Below are 18,841 nucleotides of genomic sequence, written 5' to 3'. Positions count from 1 at the left end.
ACGTCAGATCACTCCGTTCGACTTGAGCAGGCGCACTTCCCCGTCGCCGAGGCCGAGTTCGCCGACGTAGACCTCTTCGTTGTGCTCGCCGAGCAGGGGTGAACTGGTCACCTCGACGGGGGAGTCGGACAGCTTGAGCGGGCTGCCGACGGTCACGAAGTCGCCCCGCTCGGGGTGCGGGACGGTGACGACCATCTCGTTGGCGACCAGCGAACGGTCCTCGATGATCTCCCGGGTGGACAGGATCGGCCCGCACGGGATGTTGTGCGCGTTGAGCCGCTCCAGCACCTCCCACTTGGGCAGCGTCGAGGACCACTCCTCGATCAGCTGGAACATCTTGCCGAGCTTGGGCAGCCGCGCCTCGGGCGTCGCCCACTCGGGGTCGGCGGCCAGCTCGGGCCGGCCGATGAGCTCGCTGATCGGCTGCCAGCCGACGGGCTGCACGATGACGTACACGTAGTCGTTCGGGCCGCCCGGCGCGCACTTGACCGCCCAGCCGGGCTGGCCCCCGCCGGAGGCGTTTCCGGACCTGGGAACCTCGTCGCCGAAGTCCTCGTTGGGATATTCAGCGAGCGGCCCGTGTGCCAGACGCTGCTGATCCCGCAGCTTCACCCGGCACAGGTTCAGTACGGCGTGCTGCATGGCCACGTTGACCCGCTGCCCGCGCCCGGTGCGCTCCCGTTGGTAGAGCGCGGCGAGGATGCCCGCCACGGCGTGCACACCCGTCCCCGAATCCCCGATCTGGGCTCCCGTCGCCAGCGGCGGCCCGTCTTCGAAGCCGGTGGTCGACATCGACCCGCCCATGGCCTGCGCGACGACCTCGTACGCCTTGAAGTTGGTGTACGGGCCCTCGCCGAAGCCCTTGATGGAGGCGTAGACGATCCGTGGATTGATCTCCTGGATGCGGTCCCAGGTGAAGCCCATCCGGTCCACCGCGCCCGGGCCGAAGTTCTCGACCATGACGTCGGAGCGCCGGATCAGCTCGGTGAGGATCTCCTTGCCGCGCTCGGTCTTGGTGTTGAGGGTGATGCTCCGCTTGTTGCAGTTGAGCATCGTGAAATAGAGGGAGTCGACGTCCGGCAGATCACGCAGCTGCTTGCGCGTGATGTCGCCGGTCGGCGCCTCCAGCTTGACGACGTCCGCGCCGAGCCAGGCGAGCAGCTGGGTCGCCGACGGCCCGGACTGGACGTGGGTCATGTCCAGGACGCGGATGCCTTCGAGGGCCTTGGTGGAGGTAGCTGTCATAGGGGGCACCTCACTTGTACATGGTCTGGTTCATGGTTCCGGGGGCGTACGCGTCCGGGTCGACCCAGACGTTGATCAGTGACGGCTTGCCGGACTCGCGGGCGCGCCGCAGGGCCGGGCCGATGTCGGCCGGGTCGCGGACCTCCTCGCCGTAACCGCCCAGCATCTGGGCGAACTTGTCGTAGTGGACGTCGCCGAGGGTGTTGCCGACCCGGTCGCGGTCCTTGCCGTACTTGGCGGCCTGGCCGTAGCGGATCTGGTTCATGGAGGAGTTGTTGCCGACGATGCCGACGAACGGGAGGTCGTAGCGGACGAGCGTCTCGAAGTCCCAGCCGGTCAGGGAGAACGCGCCGTCGCCGAAGAGCGCGACGACCTCCTTGTCGGGCCGCGCCTGCTTGGCCGCGAGCACGAAGGGGACACCGACGCCGAGCGTGCCGAGGGGACCCGGGTCCATCCAGTGCCCGGGCGACTTGGGCTGCACGACCTGTCCGGAGAAGGTGACGATGTCGCCGCCGTCGCCGATGTAGACGGAGTCCTCGGTGAGGAAGTCGTTGATCTCGCTGACCAGGCGGTAGGGGTGGATGGGTGAGGCGTCGGACCTCAGGTTCGGCAGCCGCTTCTCCAGAGCGGTCTGCTCGGCCGCCCGCAGCTCGTCCAGCCACTCCTTGCGCCTGGACGCACCGCCGTTGACGCGCCCGGAGGCCGCCTCGGTCACCGACTTCAGCACGAGGCCGGCGTCGCCCACGATGCCGAGGTCGATGTCGCGGTTCTTGCCGACGGTGCGGTAGTCGAGGTCGATCTGCACGACGGTCGCGTCCGGGGACAGCCGCTTGCCGTAGCCCATGCGGAAGTCGAAGGGCGTTCCGACGATGACGATGACGTCGGCGTTGGAGAAGGCGTACCGGCGCGAGAGCTGGAAGTGGTGCGGGTCGCCGGGCGGGAGGGTGCCGCGTCCCGCGCCGTTCATGTAGGCGGGGATGTTGAGGGTCCTGACGAGTTCGATGGCCGGCTCGGTGCCCCGGGTCGTCCACACCTGGCTGCCGAGCAGGATGGCCGGCTTCTCGGCGTGCACCAGCAGGTCGGCGAGCTTCTCGATCGCCTCGGGGTCGCCGGCCGAGCGGGTCGAGGCGCGGTAGGCGCCTTCCCGCGGGACGCGGGCCTTGGCGGCGGGGACCTTGGCGTCCAGCACGTCGCGCGGGATCTCCAGGAAGGAGGGGCCGGGCGCGCCGTGGAAGCACTCGCGGAACGCCATGGACACCATGTCCGCGGCGCGGGCCGTGTCGGGCACGGTCGCCGCGAACTTGGTGATGGGGTTCATCATGTCGACGTGCGGCAGGTCCTGGAGGGACCCCATCTTGTGCTGGGTGAGGGCTCCCTGACCGCCGATCAGCAGCATCGGGGACTCCGCGCGGAAGGCGTTGGCAACACCGGTGACGGCGTCGGTCGTGCCCGGTCCCGCGGTGACCACCGCGCAGCCGGGCTTGCCGGTGATGCGGGCGTATCCGTCGGCGGCGTGGGCGGCGACCTGCTCGTGGCGTACGTCGACGACCTCGATGCCCTCGTCGACGCAGCCGTCGTAGATGTCGATGATGTGGCCGCCGCACAAGGTGTAGATGCGGTCGACCCCCTCGGCCTTCAGCGCCTTGGCTACGAGATGACCACCGGAAATCAAGTCCTGGGTGTCGTCGGGCATGGCGAAGTCCTGTCCCTTCGTAGGGGGTTGGAGCGGCTCTCCGTACATTGCATACAGTCGACGAATACTGTATGAAGCTTGTTATCCCGCATCCGGTGGGTGGTGTCCAGGGGGCGTGCGGCATTTTCGGGGGACTGGGCGTCGCTCCCCAGCAGACACGGCAGTCAGGAGCCGCAATGGACCTGTACGAACACCAGGCAAGGGAACTCTTCGAGGAACACGGCATCTTGGTGCCGCGGGCCGAGGTGACCGACTCGCCCAAGGAAGCACGCGAGATCGCACGCCGGCTGGGCGGTCGGGTCGTGGTGAAAGCCCAGGTGAAGACCGGTGGGCGCGGCAAGGCCGGCGGTGTGAAACTCGCCGCCGACCCGGCCGCCGCCGAGCTCACCGCACGCCAGATCCTCGGCATGGACATCAAGGGCCACACGGTCGGAAAGGTGATGCTGGCCCAACCCGTGGACATCGCGAGCGAGTTCTACGTGTCCTACGTGCTCGACCGCGCGGCGGGCCGCTTCCTCGCGATCGCCTCGGCCGAGGGCGGCATGGAGATCGAGGAGGTCGCCGCCACGCGGCCGGAGGCGGTCGCCCGCGTCCCCGTCGACCCGGCCGAGGGTGTGACCTCCGCCAAGGCCACCGAGATCGCCGACGCGGCCGGGCTGCCGCCGCAGACCGTCGACGTCCTCGTACGCCTGTGGGAGGTCCTGGTCCGCGAGGACGCCCTCCTCGTCGAGGTCAATCCGCTCGTCCGCACGAAGGAGGGCCGGATCCTGGCCCTCGACGGCAAGGTCACCCTTGACGACAACGCCCGTTTCCGGCAGGCACGCTGGGGCGCGGACGACGCCGGGCACGACGACCCGCTGGAGGCGGCCGCCGCCGCGAAGGGCCTCAACTACGTCAAGCTGGACGGCGAGGTCGGCATCATCGGCAACGGCGCCGGCCTCGTCATGTCGACCCTCGACGTGGTCGCGGGCTGCGGTGCGCGCCCCGCCAACTTCCTCGACATCGGCGGCGGTGCGAGCGCCCAGGTGATGGCGGACGGGCTGTCGGTCGTCCTCTCCGACCCGGCCGTGAAGTCCGTCTTCGTCAACGTCTTCGGCGGGATCACCGCCTGCGACGCGGTCGCCGACGGCATCGTCCGCGCGCTGGACACCGTCCGGCTGACCAAGCCGCTCGTCGTGCGTCTGGACGGCAACAACGCGGCCCGGGGCCGGGCCATCCTCGACGAGCACGCGCATCCACTGGTCCAGCAGGTCACCACCATGGACGGCGCCGCCGCCCGTGCCGCCGAACTCGCCACCACGGCCTGAGGAGAGGGAACGCCATGGCCATCCACCTCACCAAGGAGAGCAAGGTCCTCGTCCAGGGCATGACCGGCGGCGAGGGCATGAAGCACACCCGGCGGATGCTCGCCGCCGGCACGAACGTCGTCGGCGGCGTCAACCCCCGCAAGGCCGGGCGCACCGTCGACTTCGACGACCGTGCCGTGCCCGTCTTCGGCTCGGTCGCCGAAGGGATGCGCGCCACCGGAGCGGACGTCACCGTCGTCTTCGTGCCGCCCGCCTTCGCCAAGGCGGCCGTCGTCGAAGCCGCCGACGCAGGCATCGGCCTCGCCGTCGTCATCACCGAGGGCATTCCCGTCCACGACTCCGTCGCCTTCACCGCCTACGCGAAGAACAAGGGCACCCGCATCGTCGGGCCCAACTGCCCGGGCCTCATCACCCCCGGCCAGTCCAACGCGGGCATCATCCCCGCCGACATCACCAAGCCCGGCCGCATCGGGCTGGTCTCCAAGTCGGGCACGCTGACGTACCAGCTCATGTACGAGCTGCGCGACATCGGCTTCTCGACCTGTGTCGGCATCGGCGGCGACCCCGTCGTCGGCACCACGCACATCGACTGCCTCGCCGCCTTCCAGGACGATCCCGACACCGAACTGATCGTCCTCATCGGCGAGATCGGCGGCGACGCGGAGGAACGAGCGGCGGCGTACATCCGGGAGCACGTCACCAAGCCGGTCGTCGGCTACATCGCCGGATTCACCGCACCCGAGGGCAAGACCATGGGGCACGCGGGCGCGATCGTGTCCGGCTCCTCCGGCACGGCCGCCGCGAAGAAGGAGGCCCTGGAAGCGGTCGGGGTGAGCGTGGGCAGCACACCGACAGAGACGGCGAAGCTGGTGCTCGCGCGACTCGAAGGCCGATAGCCGGGCGCCCACGCCGATTCCCCGGCCGATAGCCGGGCGCCGACGCCGATTCCCCGGCCGAAAGACGGGCGACCCCACGCCGGCTTCCCCGCCCCCGACGGTGCACCGAGAGCGGAGCAAACCCCATGGCACCCACCCTCACCCTCAAGACCGGCACGTCCTGGCCCGACGCGTGGCGGCGCTGTCTCGCCGTCGCCCCGGAGGCCTTCCGTGACGACCGGGTCCTCAACCTCTGGAACGGCGCCTGGCAGGAGGACGGCCGGGTCCTGCCCGCCGTCAGCCCGGTCGACGGCAGCCCGATCGCCGGCCCGCCACGCCTGGACGGGACCACCGCCCACCGGGCCGTGTGCGCCGCGCTCGACCAGCACCGCGCCTGGCGGCACCTCCCCCTTCAGGAGCGCCGGGCCCGGGTCGCGGCCACCCTCGACGCCCTCACCGAACACCGCGGCCTGCTCGCGCTGCTGCTCGTCTGGGAGATCGGCAAGCCCTGGCGGCTCGCCCAGGCGGACGTCGACCGGGCCATCGACGGGGTCCGCTGGTACGTCGACGGAGTCGAACCCATGCTCGCCGGGCGCTCCCCGCTGGACGGCCCCGTGTCCAACATCGCCAGCTGGAACTACCCGATGAGCGTGCTCGTTCACGCTTTGCTGGTCCAGGCACTGGCAGGCAACGCGGTCATCGCCAAGACCCCGACCGACGGCGGTGTCGCCTGTCTGACCCTGGCCTGCGCCCTCGCCGCCCGCGAGGGCATCCCGGTGACCCTCGTCAGCGGCAGCGGAGGCGAGCTCAGCCAGGCGCTGGTGCGGGCGCCCGAGATCGGCTGCATCTCCTTCGTCGGCGGCCGCGACACCGGCGCGGCCGTGGCCACGGCCGTCACCGACCTCGGCAAACGGCACGTACTCGAACAGGAGGGACTCAACACCTGGGGCATCTGGAACTACTCGGACTGGGACACCCTCACCGCGGTGATCCCCAAGCTCTTCGACTACGGCAAGCAGCGCTGCACGGCGTACCCGCGCTTCGTCGTCCAGCGGCATCTGTTCGACGCGTTCCTGGCGGCGTACCTCCCCGCGGTGCGCACCCTCGAGGTCGGGCATCCGCTCGCCGTGGAGCGGCCGGACGACCCTTACCCGGAGCTGGACTTCGGGCCGGTGATCAACGCGGCCAAGGCGAAGGAACTGCACGACCAGGTCGCCGAGGCGATCGAGCGCGGCGCCGTGCCGCTGCACCGCGGCAGGCCCGACGACGCCCGCTTCCTGCCCGGCCAGGACACCGCCGCCTACGTCCAGCCGGTCACGCTCCTCAACCCGCCCTCGTCCTCTCCGCTGCACCATGCGGAGCCGTTCGGCCCGGTCGACACGATCGTCCTGGTCGACACGGAGGCGGAGCTGCTGGCCGCGATGAACGCCTCCAACGGCGCGCTGGTCGCCACCCTGTCCACGGACGACCGGACGACCTACGACCGGCTCGCCCCACAGATCCGCGCGTTCAAGGTCGGCCACGGCGCGCCCCGCTCCCGGGGGGATCGCGACGAGCTGTTCGGCGGGCTCGGCGCGTCCTGGCGCGGCGCGTTCGTCGGCGGCGACCTGCTCGTGCGCGCCGTGACGCGGGGGCCGGAGGGGGAGCGGCTGCCGGGGAACTTCCCCGAGTACCAGCTGCTGCCCTGAGACAAGGGGCGCGGCCGGCACCGGTTCCCCACACGGTCGGTCGAGTGGGTGCCGGTTCCGGTGCCGGTGCCGGCCGCGGGCACGGTCGGACGCCGGGCCGGCCTGCCGCGGTGGTGCGGCCGGCTGCGGCGGCAGGCCTCTCTTCGGCCCGGCCGCCCACCCGGAGCCGTTCCGAGCGTGCCGGGACAGGCTCAGCCGATGCCCTGCCGGTCCGGGCGCAGGGCGAACTCCCGGTCCGACGGGGTCGGCGCGGCCAGGCCGACGGCCTGCCGGAGCAGTTCGCGATGACGCAGCAGCGGCTCGCGGCGTTCCGGCGGCGCGAGCAGGAGCAGATCGTCCAGGCCGGCCAGCATGCGCCGGGAGACCTGTGGGCTCCCCACGGCGCAGACCCGTGCCTCGGTGAACCCGAGATCCACCAGCTCGGTCCACCCGGGCACGGGCTGCACCAGCCGCACCGCACCGGCCCGGTCCCGATGCAGGGCGGCGTCGAGCGGCCGCCGGCTCACCACGGCGAGGAACTGGACGATCCGGTCCAGCGCCTGCACGGCGGTCGTCGGATCGTTGATCGCGGACGACAGGGCGCGCAACGCGATGTCGGACAACTGCCGCAGCCCGAAACCGAGATCCTGGTGGTAGGTCCGCTCCACCCCCACCGAGATCGCGTGACGCAGCATCCTGCGCGGCGGGACCGGCCCGCCGTGCACCGCCAGTACGGGCATCCCGGGCACCACGAAGTCCCCGATCCGGGGGATCAGCCGCAGCACGACCCCGTACCGGCGCGCCGCCCGCACCAGCCGCGCGATGTGCACGTCCCGCAGCACCCCCGCCCGGCCCTCGTGCGGCACCCACGCGGTCTCGAGGCCGAGGGCGGGAGCGTCCTGTCCGCCCACCGGCACCGGCATCGAGGCGGCCACCCGGAACGACTCCGAGGCGATCCGCGCGATCACATGGCTGATCCGCATCAGCCGCAGGGTGGTGTTCACGTACAGAACGAACAGCAGCAGGCTCAGCCCGACCATGCAGAGGGTGAGGACCGACTGCACCAGAGGCACCGACGTGACGGCCCGGGGGTCGTCGACACTGTCGAAGCTCGTCAGGACCAGCAGGGTCAGTACGAAGGTCGCCAGGAACACCGCGAAGGTCGCCTTGGTGATCCGGCTCCGGACGAAGAGCCGCACCACGCGCGGGGTGAACTGGCCACTCGCCATCTGCACGGCGACCAGCGAGATGCTGAAGACGACACCGATGAAGGTCATCATCGCCGAGCCGACCGCGCTCACCACGGCCTTCGCGTCCTCCGCGAACCGCAGCAGCTCGTCGAGCGTCTCGAAGTCCCGGTCCTCCCGGAGCGCGTCGACGAGGGCCGTGTCGAGCAGCTCCGCCCCCGCCCAGACCACGAAGACCCCCACCATCGCCGCGGTGGGGGCGAACCAGAACGTGTCCCGCAAGTGCTCCCTGAGCGGCGACAGGGCACGCGGGCGACGCCTCACCGAGGGGCTCTGCGTCACCATCCAGTCACTCATGGTGTGACCCTAGAGGTATCGGAGCGCGAGGTCCCGGACCCCCGCCAGGCGGACGGAAACGCAGGTGAAAGGCACTCCGAAAGCTTGGTATTGTTGTGCGTGTCGCCGCGGGGAACACTCCTGGCAAGGCGGCGGACACCTGGTCCGGGTGGCGGAATGGCAGACGCGCTAGCTTGAGGTGCTAGTGCCCTTTATCGGGCGTGGGGGTTCAAGTCCCCCCTCGGACACAGACCAGCTCGGGCGGGTCGAGATCTTCTCGACCCGCCCGAGCTGTCGTGCGTCGTTCCCGTGCCCGGAGCCGTTCCCGTGCCAGGCGTCGCTCCCGCGCACAGAGCCGTTCCGCGACTCAGCGCCGGTACTCCCGCAGCTTGCGGTACAGCGTTGCCCGGCCGATCCCCAGCGCGGCCGCCGTGCGGGCCTTGTTGCCTCCGTGACGGCGCAGTGCCTCCAGGATCGCGGCGCGCTCGGCGTGCTCCATCGGGCTGAGCGGGCGCGCGGCCGGTCCCTCCCGGACGGTGTCCGGCAGCTCTGCCCGGCGCACCGGACCGGTCACCCGCCGGTGCTCCGCCAGGGCCCGGACGACATGGGCCAGCTCGGTGACGTTGCCGGGCCACGGGTACAGCTCCAGGGCGCGCAGGGCGTCCAGAGTCCAGGTCAGCGGCGGCTGCCCGGGTGCGGGGCGGGGCGTGAGGGCCGGCAGCAGCTCCCGTACGTCCTCGGCGCGTTCCCGCAGCGGCGGCAGGGTCACCGAGCGGGCGGACAGTTTGTCCAGCAGGCGCTGGAGGCAGGGGCCGGCCGGCGCGCCGGGCGTGTAGGTGACCAGCAGCCGGGCGTCCGGGTGCTGGTCCAGCAGGGAGTTGAGCGCGGCCACGCCGGGTTGCGTGAGGCGCTCGGCATGCCGGAGCAGGAGCGGTCGATCGGGCTGCCACGCGGGCAGGGCCCGGTCGAGCCCGGCGTCCTGCGCCGCGTCGGCGACCTGGGCGGTGTCCGGCCCGAACAGCTCCCGCGCCAGTGCGGACTTGCCGGTTCCGCGTTCGCCGGTCAGCAGCAGCGGCTCCCGGGAGCGGGCCAGCTCCATGGCACGCCCGACGGCGTGCCGCCAGGGGACCGAGGAGCCGGTCAGGGTGGCCGGCCGGCCGGGTGAGGCAGCCGTCGGGGGCGCAGGATCGTCGAGCGGTTCCAGGACGGCCACGACCCCGATGGCGGTGCCGTCCAGCTGTACCGGAGTGACGCGCGCGGTGCACCCGGCTCCCTCCGGCAACTCCGCGAAGCCCGTGACGTCGGAGCCCCGCGCACCGGCCGCCGTACGCTCCAGCACGCCGAGCACCTCGGGCGTCAGCAGCCGCTGCGCCGCGTCACTGACCAGCCGGTTGCGGCCGTCGAGGGCCGCCACGGCCCGGTCCCGCCCGCGCGCCGCCCGCATGTACGCGTCCAGCAGCACCCGCTCGGCCCGGCCCGCCCGCGCCCGCAGCTCCGTCTCGACCGCCGCGACCGTCGCCTCGGCGAACGCGGCCTGGGGATGCGGCGGACCCGCGGCGCACAGGCGTGACGCGACCGTCAGCGTGCCCAGCACCTGCCCGCTCTCCGGAGCGAGCACCGGGACGCTGACCGCGGACACCTCCTGCCACCGGTCGAGGAAGTGCTCGGGCCCGTGCACCTCGGCGCGGCCCCGGGTGCGCAGGGCGAGGGCAGCGCTGTTGTTGCCGACCTCCTGCTCCGACAGGACGGTGCACGTCTCGAAGCCGGGCACGTGCCCCGCCGTCCACAGCACGCGCAGCCGCTCGTCGGTCAGGACCAGCAGCGAGCGGCTCGCGCCCAGGGCGGGCACGATCCGGTCGAGCACCGGCCGGGCGGCACCGAACAGCTCCGACTCGCCGGGGCGCGACGGGCACGTCGGAGGCTTCTCCAAGTCGTGCCGTACACCGAAGAACCGGGCCCGCCGCCACGCCGCGACCACCTCCTCCGGCACACCCGCGGGCAGCGGACGGCCCGACAGGAACCGCTCGCGTGCGACGCGGAGGGAGGGGCGGACGGTGGCTGTGGGGGAGGGGTCTGTGGTGGTCACGGCACTGTCCACCGTAGCGGGTTCCGTTGAACGGGAAACAACTGCGGGTCCCGGTGCCCCTCTTCACCGGCCCACGGTGTCTCGTAATGAGACACCCGCGCCCCACCGAAGCGCCCCATGATCATGCGTGTTCCGCGTCCCGCCCGCCCCCGTCCGCAGGAGCGCCCGTGTCCACCGTCGTCGAGACCGACGTCCTGATCGTGGGCAGCGGCCCGGCCGGTGCCTCGGCCGCGCTCGCCCTGAGCACCTACGGCGTGCCCAACATCGTCGTGACCCGTCACGCGAGCCTCGCCGACACCCCCCGTGCGCACATCACCAACCAGCGCACCATGGAGGTGCTGCGCGACCTCGGCGTCGAGCAGGAGGTCGTCGCCCGGGCGACCCCGCAGCACCTGATGGGCAACACCACCTTCTGCACCAGCCTCGCCGGCGAGGAACTGGGCCGGGTGCGCTCCTGGGGCAACGACCCGCTCGTGCAGGCCGAGCACGAACTCGCCGGGCCCACCCGCATGTGCGACATGCCCCAGCACCTCATGGAGCCGGTTCTCGTGAACGCGGCCGTCGCCCGCGGCACCCGGCTCCGCTTCCAGAACGAGTACGTCTCCCACACGCAGGACGCGGACGGCGTCACCGCCACCGTCCGCGACCGGCTGCGCGGGGACACCTACGAGATCCGTGCCAAGTACCTGATCGGCGCCGACGGCGGACGGTCCAGGGTCGCCGCGGACGCCGGGCTGCCGATGGGCGGTCAGATGGGTGTGGCCGGCAGCATCAACATCGTCTTCGAGGCGGACCTGGCCAAGTACACCGCCCACCGCCCCTCCACCCTCTACTGGGTGCTCGCCCCGGGCGCGACGGTCGGCGGCATCGGCGCGGGCCTGGTGCGCTGTGTGCGCCCCTGGAACGAGTGGCTGATCGTCTGGGGCTACGACGTGCACGCGGGCGCGCCCGATCTGACCACCGAGTACGCCGAGTCGATCGTCCGGAAGCTCGTCGGCGACGACGACATCCCCGTGACCATCACCTCGTCCTCGGCGTGGACCGTCAACGAGATGTACGCCGAGACGTACGCCAGCGGCCGAGTCTTCTGCGCCGGTGACGCCGTGCACCGGCATCCGCCGTCCAACGGCCTCGGCTCCAACACCTCGATCCAGGACGCCTACAACCTCGCCTGGAAGCTCAAACTGGTCCTCGACGGCACCGCCCACCCCCGGCTGCTCGACAGCTACACCGCCGAGCGCGCCCCGGTCGGACGGCAGATCGTCACCCGCGCCAACCGGTCCATCCGCGAGACCGCCCCGATCTTCGAGGCCCTCGGGGGGCTCTCCCCGCAGACCCCCGAGCAGCTGTGGGCCAACATCGCCGCCCGCAAGGACGCCACCGAGGCCGCCGAGAAACAGCGGGAGAGGCTGCGCGAGGCGATCGCCTTCAAGGTGTACGAGTTCAACGCCCACGGCGTCGACCTCAACCAGCGCTACTGCGCCGAGAGCTCTGCCGCGATCGTCCCGGACGGCACGCCCGACCCCGGCTTCGCCCGTGACCCCGAGCTGCACCACCAGCCGTCCTCCCGGCCCGGCGCCCGGATCCCGCACGCCTGGATCACCTCCGGCACCCGCACGCTCTCCACCCTCGACACCGTGGGGCGGGGCCGCTTCACCCTGCTGACCGGCATCGGCGGAGAGGACTGGGTGTGGGCGGCCGAGGCACAGGAGACCGAGATCGCCACCGTGGTGATCGGGCCCGGGCAGGAGTACGAGGATCCGTACGGCGACTGGGCGCGGCTGCGCGAGATCTCCGACGCGGGCGCCCTCCTCGTCCGCCCGGACGGGTTCGTCGCCTTCCGGCACGCGACCGCTGCTCCGGACGCCGGGCGGCTGCTGACGGACGCGCTGCGGCGGATCCTGGGGCACGCCTGAGCACCACCGCCCGGACGCGCCGCGGCGTGTCCTCGGCCCGCCCGGGTGCGCGCCATCATGGAAGAAGCGGACATCGACGACGAGGAGCCGGGATGACCACCGATGCGACCGGGACCGGCGTCACCGAACAGGCCCTGGCAAGCCTGCGCGGGACCGCCGACCCGCGGCTGCGTGAACTGCTCACCGGCCTCGTGCGCCATCTGCACGACTTCGCGCGCGAGACCCGCCTCACCCAGGACGAGTGGGAGCGGGCCGTCGCCTTCCTGACCGCGACCGGGCAGAGGTGCACCGACACCCGGCAGGAGTTCATCCTGCTGTCGGACGTGCTGGGCCTGTCCATGCTGGTGGAGACTCTGCACGGCGATCGTGCCCCGGGGGCCACCGAGCCGACGGTGCTGGGCCCCTTCCACATGACCGAGTCGCCGGTCCGCGCGCTCGGCGACGACATCGACCTGGTGGGTGGCGGCGAGAAGTGTGTCGTCAGCGGCCGGGTGCGGTCCGCGGACGGCACCCCGCTGCCCGGCGCCGCCGTCGACGTCTGGCAGGCCGACGACAAGGGGTACTACGACGTCCAGCAGCCCGGCGTCCAGCCCGCCGGCAACGGACGCGGACTGTTCACGGCCGACGCCGAGGGCCGGTTCTGGTTCCGCACCTGCGTCCCGGCGGCGTACCCGATCCCCACCGACGGCCCCGTGGGCGGGCTGCTGCGCGCGACGGGGCGGCACCCCTACCGCCCCGCACACATCCACTTCATCGCCTCGGCCGCGGGCCACACGCCCGTCACCACGCACATCTTCGTGGCCGGCGGCGACTACCTCGACTCCGACGCGGTGTTCGCCGTGAAGCAGAGCCTGATCCAGGACTTCGCACAGACCGATGACGCCCCGCTCGCCCGGGAGTTCGGCGTGCAGAACCCCTTCCGGCACGCCCGCTTCGACCTCGTGCTGGAGCGGGCCGCATGACGTTCCAGGAGGAGTTCACGTACGAGACGCGGCCCGTGCGGGTCGTCTTCCGGCCCGGCGCGGCCGTCACCGCGACCCCGGGCGAGGCGGCACGCCTGGGCCTGCGGCGGCTGCTCGTGGTGTGCGGCAGCCGGGGCGAGCGCGTGGCCCGGGCCGTCGCGGACGCCCTCGGCGACACCTGCGCGGGGCTGCACGCCGAGGCCCGGATGCACGTGCCCGTGGAGGACGCGGACCGTGCCGTCGCGGCCGTACGGGCGGCCGGCGCCGACGGCTGCGTCGCGGTGGGCGGCGGCTCCGCGATCGGGCTCGGCAAGGCGATCGCCCTGCGCACCGGACTGCCCCTGATCGCGGTGCCGTCCACCTACTCGGGCTCCGAGATGACCCCGGTCTGGGGCCTGACCGAACACGGCACCAAACGCACCGGCCGCGACCCGGCCGTCCAGCCCCGCAGCGTCGTCTACGACCCCCGGCTCACCCTCTCCCTGCCCGTGCCGCTGACCGTCACCAGCGGGATCAACGCCCTCGCGCACGCCGTCGAGGCGCTGTACGCCCCGGACGTCTCGCCGCTGGTGACGGTCATGGCCGAGGAGGGGGCCCGGGCGATGACCGAGGCGCTGCCGCGGCTGGCCGACGACCCGGAGAACCTCGACGCGCGCAGCCGGGCGCTGTACGGGGCGTGGCTGTGCGGAGCGTGCCTCGGCGCGACCACGATGGGGCTGCACCACAAGCTGTGCCACGTCCTGGGCGGCACCTACGGACTGCCGCACGCCGAGACCCACACCGTGGTGCTGCCCCACGCCCTCGCCCACAACGCCCCCGCCGCCCCGCAGGCGTTGACCGTAATGCGCCGCGCCCTCGGCGCCGACGACGTGCCCCGCGCCCTGTGGGACCTGGCCGGCCGCCTGGGCGCACCGCGTTCCCTCGCCGAACTGGGCTTCGCGGAGGCCGACGTGACACCGGCGGCGGCCCGGGCCGCCGCCGAGCCGTACGCCAACCCGCGGGAGGTGACGGCGGAGGGGGTTCGGGGATTGCTGCTCGCGGCGTACGAGGGAGGGCCGCCCTCGACCGCATAGGCGCCGCCTTCAGCCGGCCCGCCCGCACCTGCCGTGACCGCGACCTCACGGTCCGTGCCTGATGAGGCGTCAGCGCGCCTCCGGAACCCCCCGCCCGTGGACCCCTCAGGACGAGATCCGCAGGGATCCACGGGCATCGTGGACGCCGTGCGACCGGAGGTGCCGGCACGGACGGCGGTGCGGTTGCAGCGCCCGTGACCAGGGCGGAGGATGAAGGCAGGCCCTCCGGCCGCTGTCACCGTCTCCCACCGCCTTGCGCAGGGCCACACGCACGCGCACCGGGAGTCCACATGGACCGAGCCGACCTCTCAGCGGTGTTCTACGGGGATGGTCCCGTCCCCGTCCTGTGGGCCGCCCACTGCCCCGTGCACTTCGACGTGTGGCTGGCGTTCGCCCAGCCGCCGTCCTCGCGGGGGGACGCCGACGGCCCGGGTGGCGTGGCCCGGACGGGGGAGCGGGGACGGCAGGACCTGATTCTCGCGATCCGTGAGGAGTACGGCGTCGAGCGGGTGCTGGAGCGCTTCCAGAACCGCGGGCTGATGGAGAAGTGCCGTCCGATCGCCGCCGGCAGCTTCGTGGCGGCACAGCTGACCCTGAAGGAGCTCGTCAGCGACGTCCTGCCCCTGACCAGTCTGGCCGGTGCGGTGCGTGTCGCGCACGAACTCGCTCGGTACGGCGGGACCGAAGGCATCGAAGCGGCCCTCGCCGGACACGTCAGGACCCCGGCCACCAGCGAGATCCACGACAGCATGGAGCGCCGGCAGGAGCGCGGCCGCCACGTCACCTGGCTGTTGAGGCTGCTGCACCGCATCGTGCGGCACGCGAGGCCCGACCTGGGCGGGGGCGAGAGGCGGGAACAGGCGGTGACCGGCGTGCTCGTCGACATGCTGGACGCCGTCGTCGTGGACACCGGCCCCGCGCACCGGCCGCACGCACCCGCCGGGCGGGTGGCCGACCGGAGACAGAAGTATCCGGTCGTCTCCGTGACGACGAACCGGCCCGCGACCGGAGCGGTCGTACGGTCCCGCCGGACCATCAAAGCCGACGCGGCGGAACAGGTCTTCTCGGTCGACACCGCCTCCATCGGCTGGGCCGTCGTCGACAGCGGCATCGATCCACGGCACCCCGCCTTCCACGACTGGGACACCACCGGCCCGACGCCGCAGCGACTCGAGACGCGTATCGCCCGTTCCTTCGACTTCACCGGCGTACGGGAGAAACTCTCCGCCGACGTGCTCGTGGGCGGCCTCGTCAACTGGGCGGCCGCCCTGCCGTCCGTCGAGACCACCCCGTCCCGGGAGCAGCCCGCACGGCCGCCGCCCGGCGACCAGCACGGCACCCACATCGCCGGCATCATCGGCGGCTGGTGGCCGGAGCTGGACTTCCGCGGCATCTGCCCACGCATCCGGCTCTACGACTTCCGGGTCCTCGACGACGAGGGAGGGGGCGACGAGTTCTCCATCGTCACCGCGCTGCAGGCGATCCGTCACATCAACGAGCAGGCAGGGCGGTTCATCGTCGCCGGGGTCAACATCAGCCTGTCGGTCCCGCACGACGTCGCCGGTCACTCCACCGGATGGACACCCGTGTGCGTCGAGTGCGACCGCCTGACACGGTCGGGCGTCGTGGTCGTCACCGCGGCGGGCAACGCGGGGTTCGCCGGCACCGCGCGGACCGTGGGCGCCGACTACCGGGCCATCAGCATCTCCGACCCCGGAAACGCGGAGTCCGTCATCACCGTCGGCTCCACCCACCGCAGCAACCCGCACCGCCACGGCGTCAGCTACTTCTCCGGCCGGGGGCCCACCGGCGACGGGCGGCCCAAGCCCGACCTGGTGGCGCCGGGGGAGGACATCGACGGCCCCATCCCCGGCGAGGGCATCGCCGCCATGCACGGCACCAGCCAGGCGGCCGCCCATGTCAGCGGTGCCGCGGCCATGCTGCTGGCCCGCAACCGGGAGTTGCTCGGCCGCCCGGAACGGGTGAAGGAGATCCTGTGCGCCACGGCGACGGACCTGGCTCGTGAACGCCACTTCCAAGGCCACGGGCTCGTCGACGTGCTGCGTGCCATTCAGTCCGTCTGACGGAACGGTCCACCAGCCAGGAGCCGACATGCTCACCTTCGATTTCCTCGACGCACGCCACGGCGACTGCTTCCTCGTCCACTGGGGCACACCCCACGAGCGGGTCATGCTCGTCGACGGCGGTCCCGGCGGCGTCTACCGGGCCACACTCCGCGGCCGGCTGAAGGAGCTCGGCGGACCGGACGGCGGTGACCGGCCGCACCTCGACGTCGTGTGCCTGTCCCACGTCGACGACGACCACGCCGGCGGGCTCGTCCGGCTCTTCCGCGACATGAGACAGGCCCAGCAGGACGGGGAGGCCCTGCCGTACGCGGTGGACGCCCTGTGGTTCAACTCCGTGGAGGAACTCGTCGACCGGCGCGCCCCCGGGCTGAGCGCCTCAGTCCGGCCGCTCCTCGAACGCGCCGCCGCCGACGCGGCGGTCGGGGCGAGCTACCAGCAGGGCCGCGACATCCGCAACGCGGCGACCGCGCTGGGCCTGGACGGCAACGCCCCGTTCGGCGGACCGCTCACCGAGGGCGCCGAGGCCGTCCTCGACGACTTGGACGTCACGGTCGTCGCGCCGGACCAGGAAGCGCTGGTGGAGCTGGAGGAGCGGTGGCGCGAGGCGAAACAGCGCGGCGATCCCGACGTCATCACCGCGGGCTACACCGACGGGTCGGTGCCGAACCTCTCCAGCATCGTCCTGCTGCTGCGCCACGAGGGCCGCACCGCCCTGCTCACCGGTGACGCCCGCGGTGACCGCGTCCTGGCCGGGCTGCGTGAACTGGGCCTGCTCGCCGACTCCGAACCCCTCCACGTCGACCTGCTGAAACTGCCGCACCACGGCAGCGACCGCAACGTGGAGGCGGGCTTCTTCGAACAGGTACGGGCCGACCACTACGTCATATCCGCCGACGGCGTCCGCCACCACCACCCCAGCGAGGACACCCTGCGCCGGCTCGTCGAGTCCCGGGCACCGGACGACGAGTACGTCATCCACCTGACCAACCACATCCCGTTCGCCGAGGAGGAACTGACGCGCCTGGGCGAGGGCCGCGCCTTCGGCGTCGACGTCCGGGCGCCCGCCGAGCAAGCGCTCCTCATCACGATCGGAGACCGGCCATGACCACCTCCCGTCAGGCCCCCGCCCCTCCCGCCCCTTCCGCGCACCCGGCCGGCGCCGCACCGGACGCCGGGCCGCAGTGGGCCGTGGACTCGCCCGCCGCCGGCACCGGCCTCACGGCACGTCCCTGCGGTGACGCCCTCCGCCCCGCCGAACCACCGGCCACCGCGCACCCGGTCGCGCTCGCCCTGTCCGGCGGCGGATTCCGCGCCACCCTCGCCGCCCTGGGCTTCGTGCGGCTGCTGGCCGGCACCGGGCTGCTCTCCCGGCTGCGGTACTCCTCGTCCGTGTCCGGCGGTTCGATCGCCAACGGCTGCCTGGCCACCGCCTGGCCCGCGCTGCGGCGGGAGAACTTCACCGCCCGCGCCGTCGACGAGCTGGTCATCGCGCCGGTCGTCGACCGCGTCTCCTCCCGCTCCCTCAAACGCGCCCTCGTCCGCGGCCTGTGGCGGACCCTCGGCCCCTCGACCCGTACGGACCTCCTCGCCGGGCGTCTGGACGAGTGGTTCCTGCGGGGGACCGAACTGGAGCGGCTGGACCCGGAGGTGCGCTGGATCGTCAACGCCGCCAACCTGACCACCGGTGCCCGCTTCACCTTCGAACGCGACGTGTACGGCGACTACACCATCGGCCTGGCCTCCACAGCCGGCACGCGGCTGCGGCTGAGCCGGGCCGTGTCGGCCTCCGCCGCGGTCCCCGGCGCGTTCCCGCCCGTCGTTCTCGACCGGACCCCCTTCCCGTGCGCCGCCCAGCCGCCCGCCCTGCTCGACGGCGGTACGTACGACAACACCGGCCTGGAGGCCATCGACTCGGACCGCTACCGGCACACCTTCCTGTGCGTCCTCAACGCCGGGGGGCTGCTGCGCCCCGGCGTGTACGGGCGCGTGCCGGTGGTCCGGGACCTCGCCCGGGCGAACTCGCTGCTGTACCGGCAGAGCACCACGCTGCGGACCCGTGCCGTCGTCGAACGCTTCGAGCACGCGAGGGCCTCGGGCCCGGACGGCGAACTGCCGCGCGGAGCCCGCCGCGGAATCCTCGTCCAGCTCTCCACCGACTTCCCGGCGGACGGCCCGGACGCCCTGCGCCGCTGGCGCGCGGCCTTCCCCGAGGAGCCGGCCTTCGACGGACGCCATCTCGCCCTCGTCCCGACCGTGTTCGACCGCCTCGACCCCGGCCTGTGCCGTGCCCTGGTCCACCGCGGCTGGTGGCTGGGCGGCGCGGCTCTGGCGGCGTACCACCCCGAGCTGCTTCCGGACGACCTGGCAGAGCTGCGCCCGCCGCCACGATGACACCCCTGCCGACGAC

The 18,841-nt window shown here is 72.5% G+C and carries 13 protein-coding genes and 1 tRNA gene; 10 read left to right on the top strand and 4 right to left on the bottom strand.

The genetic code is table 11. The features are described from left to right. Positions 1–3: 3 nt before the first annotated feature. Together frc and ACFY9E_RS03250 are read right to left on the bottom strand one after the other, a co-directional pair. Complete coding sequence (gene frc / locus ACFY9E_RS03255) at positions 4–1,245, bottom strand: formyl-CoA transferase (protein WP_390978843.1); 1,242 nt, start codon at positions 1,243–1,245, stop codon at positions 4–6. 10 nt (positions 1,246–1,255) lie between these two features. Further along, positions 1,256–2,938, bottom strand: a complete 1,683-nt coding sequence (locus ACFY9E_RS03250; RefSeq protein WP_390978841.1) for a thiamine pyrophosphate-binding protein — start codon at positions 2,936–2,938, stop codon at positions 1,256–1,258. 176 nt (positions 2,939–3,114) lie between these two features. On the opposite strand from ACFY9E_RS03250, the gene sucC reads away from it, so the two are divergent. The 3 genes from sucC (at position 3,115) to ACFY9E_RS03235 (ending at position 6,808) form a co-directional block, all read left to right on the top strand. Next, a complete protein-coding gene (sucC, locus tag ACFY9E_RS03245; protein ID WP_390978839.1) occupies positions 3,115–4,245 on the top strand; it encodes an ADP-forming succinate--CoA ligase subunit beta in 1,131 nt (376 codons plus the stop codon). Positions 4,246–4,259: 14 nt separating this feature from the next. Then, positions 4,260–5,141, top strand: coding sequence for a succinate--CoA ligase subunit alpha (gene sucD, locus ACFY9E_RS03240; protein WP_390978837.1), 882 nt, complete (start codon positions 4,260–4,262; stop codon positions 5,139–5,141). Positions 5,142–5,266: 125 nt separating this feature from the next. Next, the gene (locus ACFY9E_RS03235) at positions 5,267–6,808 is read left to right on the top strand and encodes an aldehyde dehydrogenase family protein (RefSeq protein WP_390978835.1); all 1,542 of its coding nucleotides are present in this window, start codon (positions 5,267–5,269) and stop codon (positions 6,806–6,808) included. Between the two features lie 191 nt (positions 6,809–6,999). Here the strand turns inward: ACFY9E_RS03235 and ACFY9E_RS03230 are convergent, their stop codons facing one another. Then, a complete protein-coding gene (locus ACFY9E_RS03230; RefSeq protein ID WP_390978833.1) occupies positions 7,000–8,331 on the bottom strand; it encodes a DUF2254 family protein in 1,332 nt (443 codons plus the stop codon). 142 nt (positions 8,332–8,473) lie between these two features. Here ACFY9E_RS03230 and ACFY9E_RS03225 point away from each other — a divergent pair. Next, positions 8,474–8,558: transfer RNA gene (locus tag ACFY9E_RS03225), tRNA-Leu, on the top strand. 119 nt (positions 8,559–8,677) lie between these two features. On the opposite strand, the gene ACFY9E_RS03220 is transcribed toward ACFY9E_RS03225, so the two are convergent. Then, complete coding sequence (locus tag ACFY9E_RS03220; protein ID WP_390978831.1) at positions 8,678–10,396, bottom strand: helix-turn-helix domain-containing protein; 1,719 nt, start codon at positions 10,394–10,396, stop codon at positions 8,678–8,680. A 167-nt stretch (positions 10,397–10,563) separates the two neighbouring features. Here ACFY9E_RS03220 and ACFY9E_RS03215 point away from each other — a divergent pair, with 167 nt between their 5' ends. From ACFY9E_RS03215 to ACFY9E_RS03190, 6 genes are all read left to right on the top strand, one after another. Continuing rightward, complete coding sequence (locus ACFY9E_RS03215; RefSeq protein WP_390978829.1) at positions 10,564–12,312, top strand: FAD-dependent monooxygenase; 1,749 nt, start codon at positions 10,564–10,566, stop codon at positions 12,310–12,312. A gap of 92 nt (positions 12,313–12,404) precedes the next feature. Next, positions 12,405–13,274, top strand: a complete 870-nt coding sequence (locus ACFY9E_RS03210) for a dioxygenase (RefSeq protein ID WP_390978827.1) — start codon at positions 12,405–12,407, stop codon at positions 13,272–13,274. Next, positions 13,271–14,347, top strand: coding sequence for an iron-containing alcohol dehydrogenase (locus tag ACFY9E_RS03205; protein ID WP_390978825.1), 1,077 nt, complete (start codon positions 13,271–13,273; stop codon positions 14,345–14,347). Before ACFY9E_RS03210 ends, ACFY9E_RS03205 begins: the two co-directional genes overlap by 4 nt. 290 nt (positions 14,348–14,637) lie before the next feature. Next, positions 14,638–16,431: a S8 family serine peptidase gene (locus ACFY9E_RS03200; protein ID WP_390978823.1), complete on the top strand. Its 1,794-nt coding sequence runs from the start codon at positions 14,638–14,640 to the stop codon at positions 16,429–16,431. A 28-nt stretch (positions 16,432–16,459) separates the two neighbouring features. Then, on the top strand, positions 16,460–17,539 hold the full coding sequence (locus ACFY9E_RS03195; RefSeq protein ID WP_390978821.1) for a ComEC/Rec2 family competence protein: 1,080 nt from the start codon (positions 16,460–16,462) through the stop codon (positions 17,537–17,539). Next, positions 17,536–18,825: a patatin-like phospholipase family protein gene (locus tag ACFY9E_RS03190; protein ID WP_390978819.1), complete on the top strand. Its 1,290-nt coding sequence runs from the start codon at positions 17,536–17,538 to the stop codon at positions 18,823–18,825. Before ACFY9E_RS03195 ends, ACFY9E_RS03190 begins: the two co-directional genes overlap by 4 nt. Positions 18,826–18,841: the final 16 nt, after the last annotated feature.

Source organism: Streptomyces sp. NPDC012466 (assembly GCF_042955215.1).
GTDB lineage: Bacteria > Actinomycetota > Actinomycetes > Streptomycetales > Streptomycetaceae > Streptomyces.
This window is presented reverse-complemented; position numbering and strand designations above follow the sequence as displayed.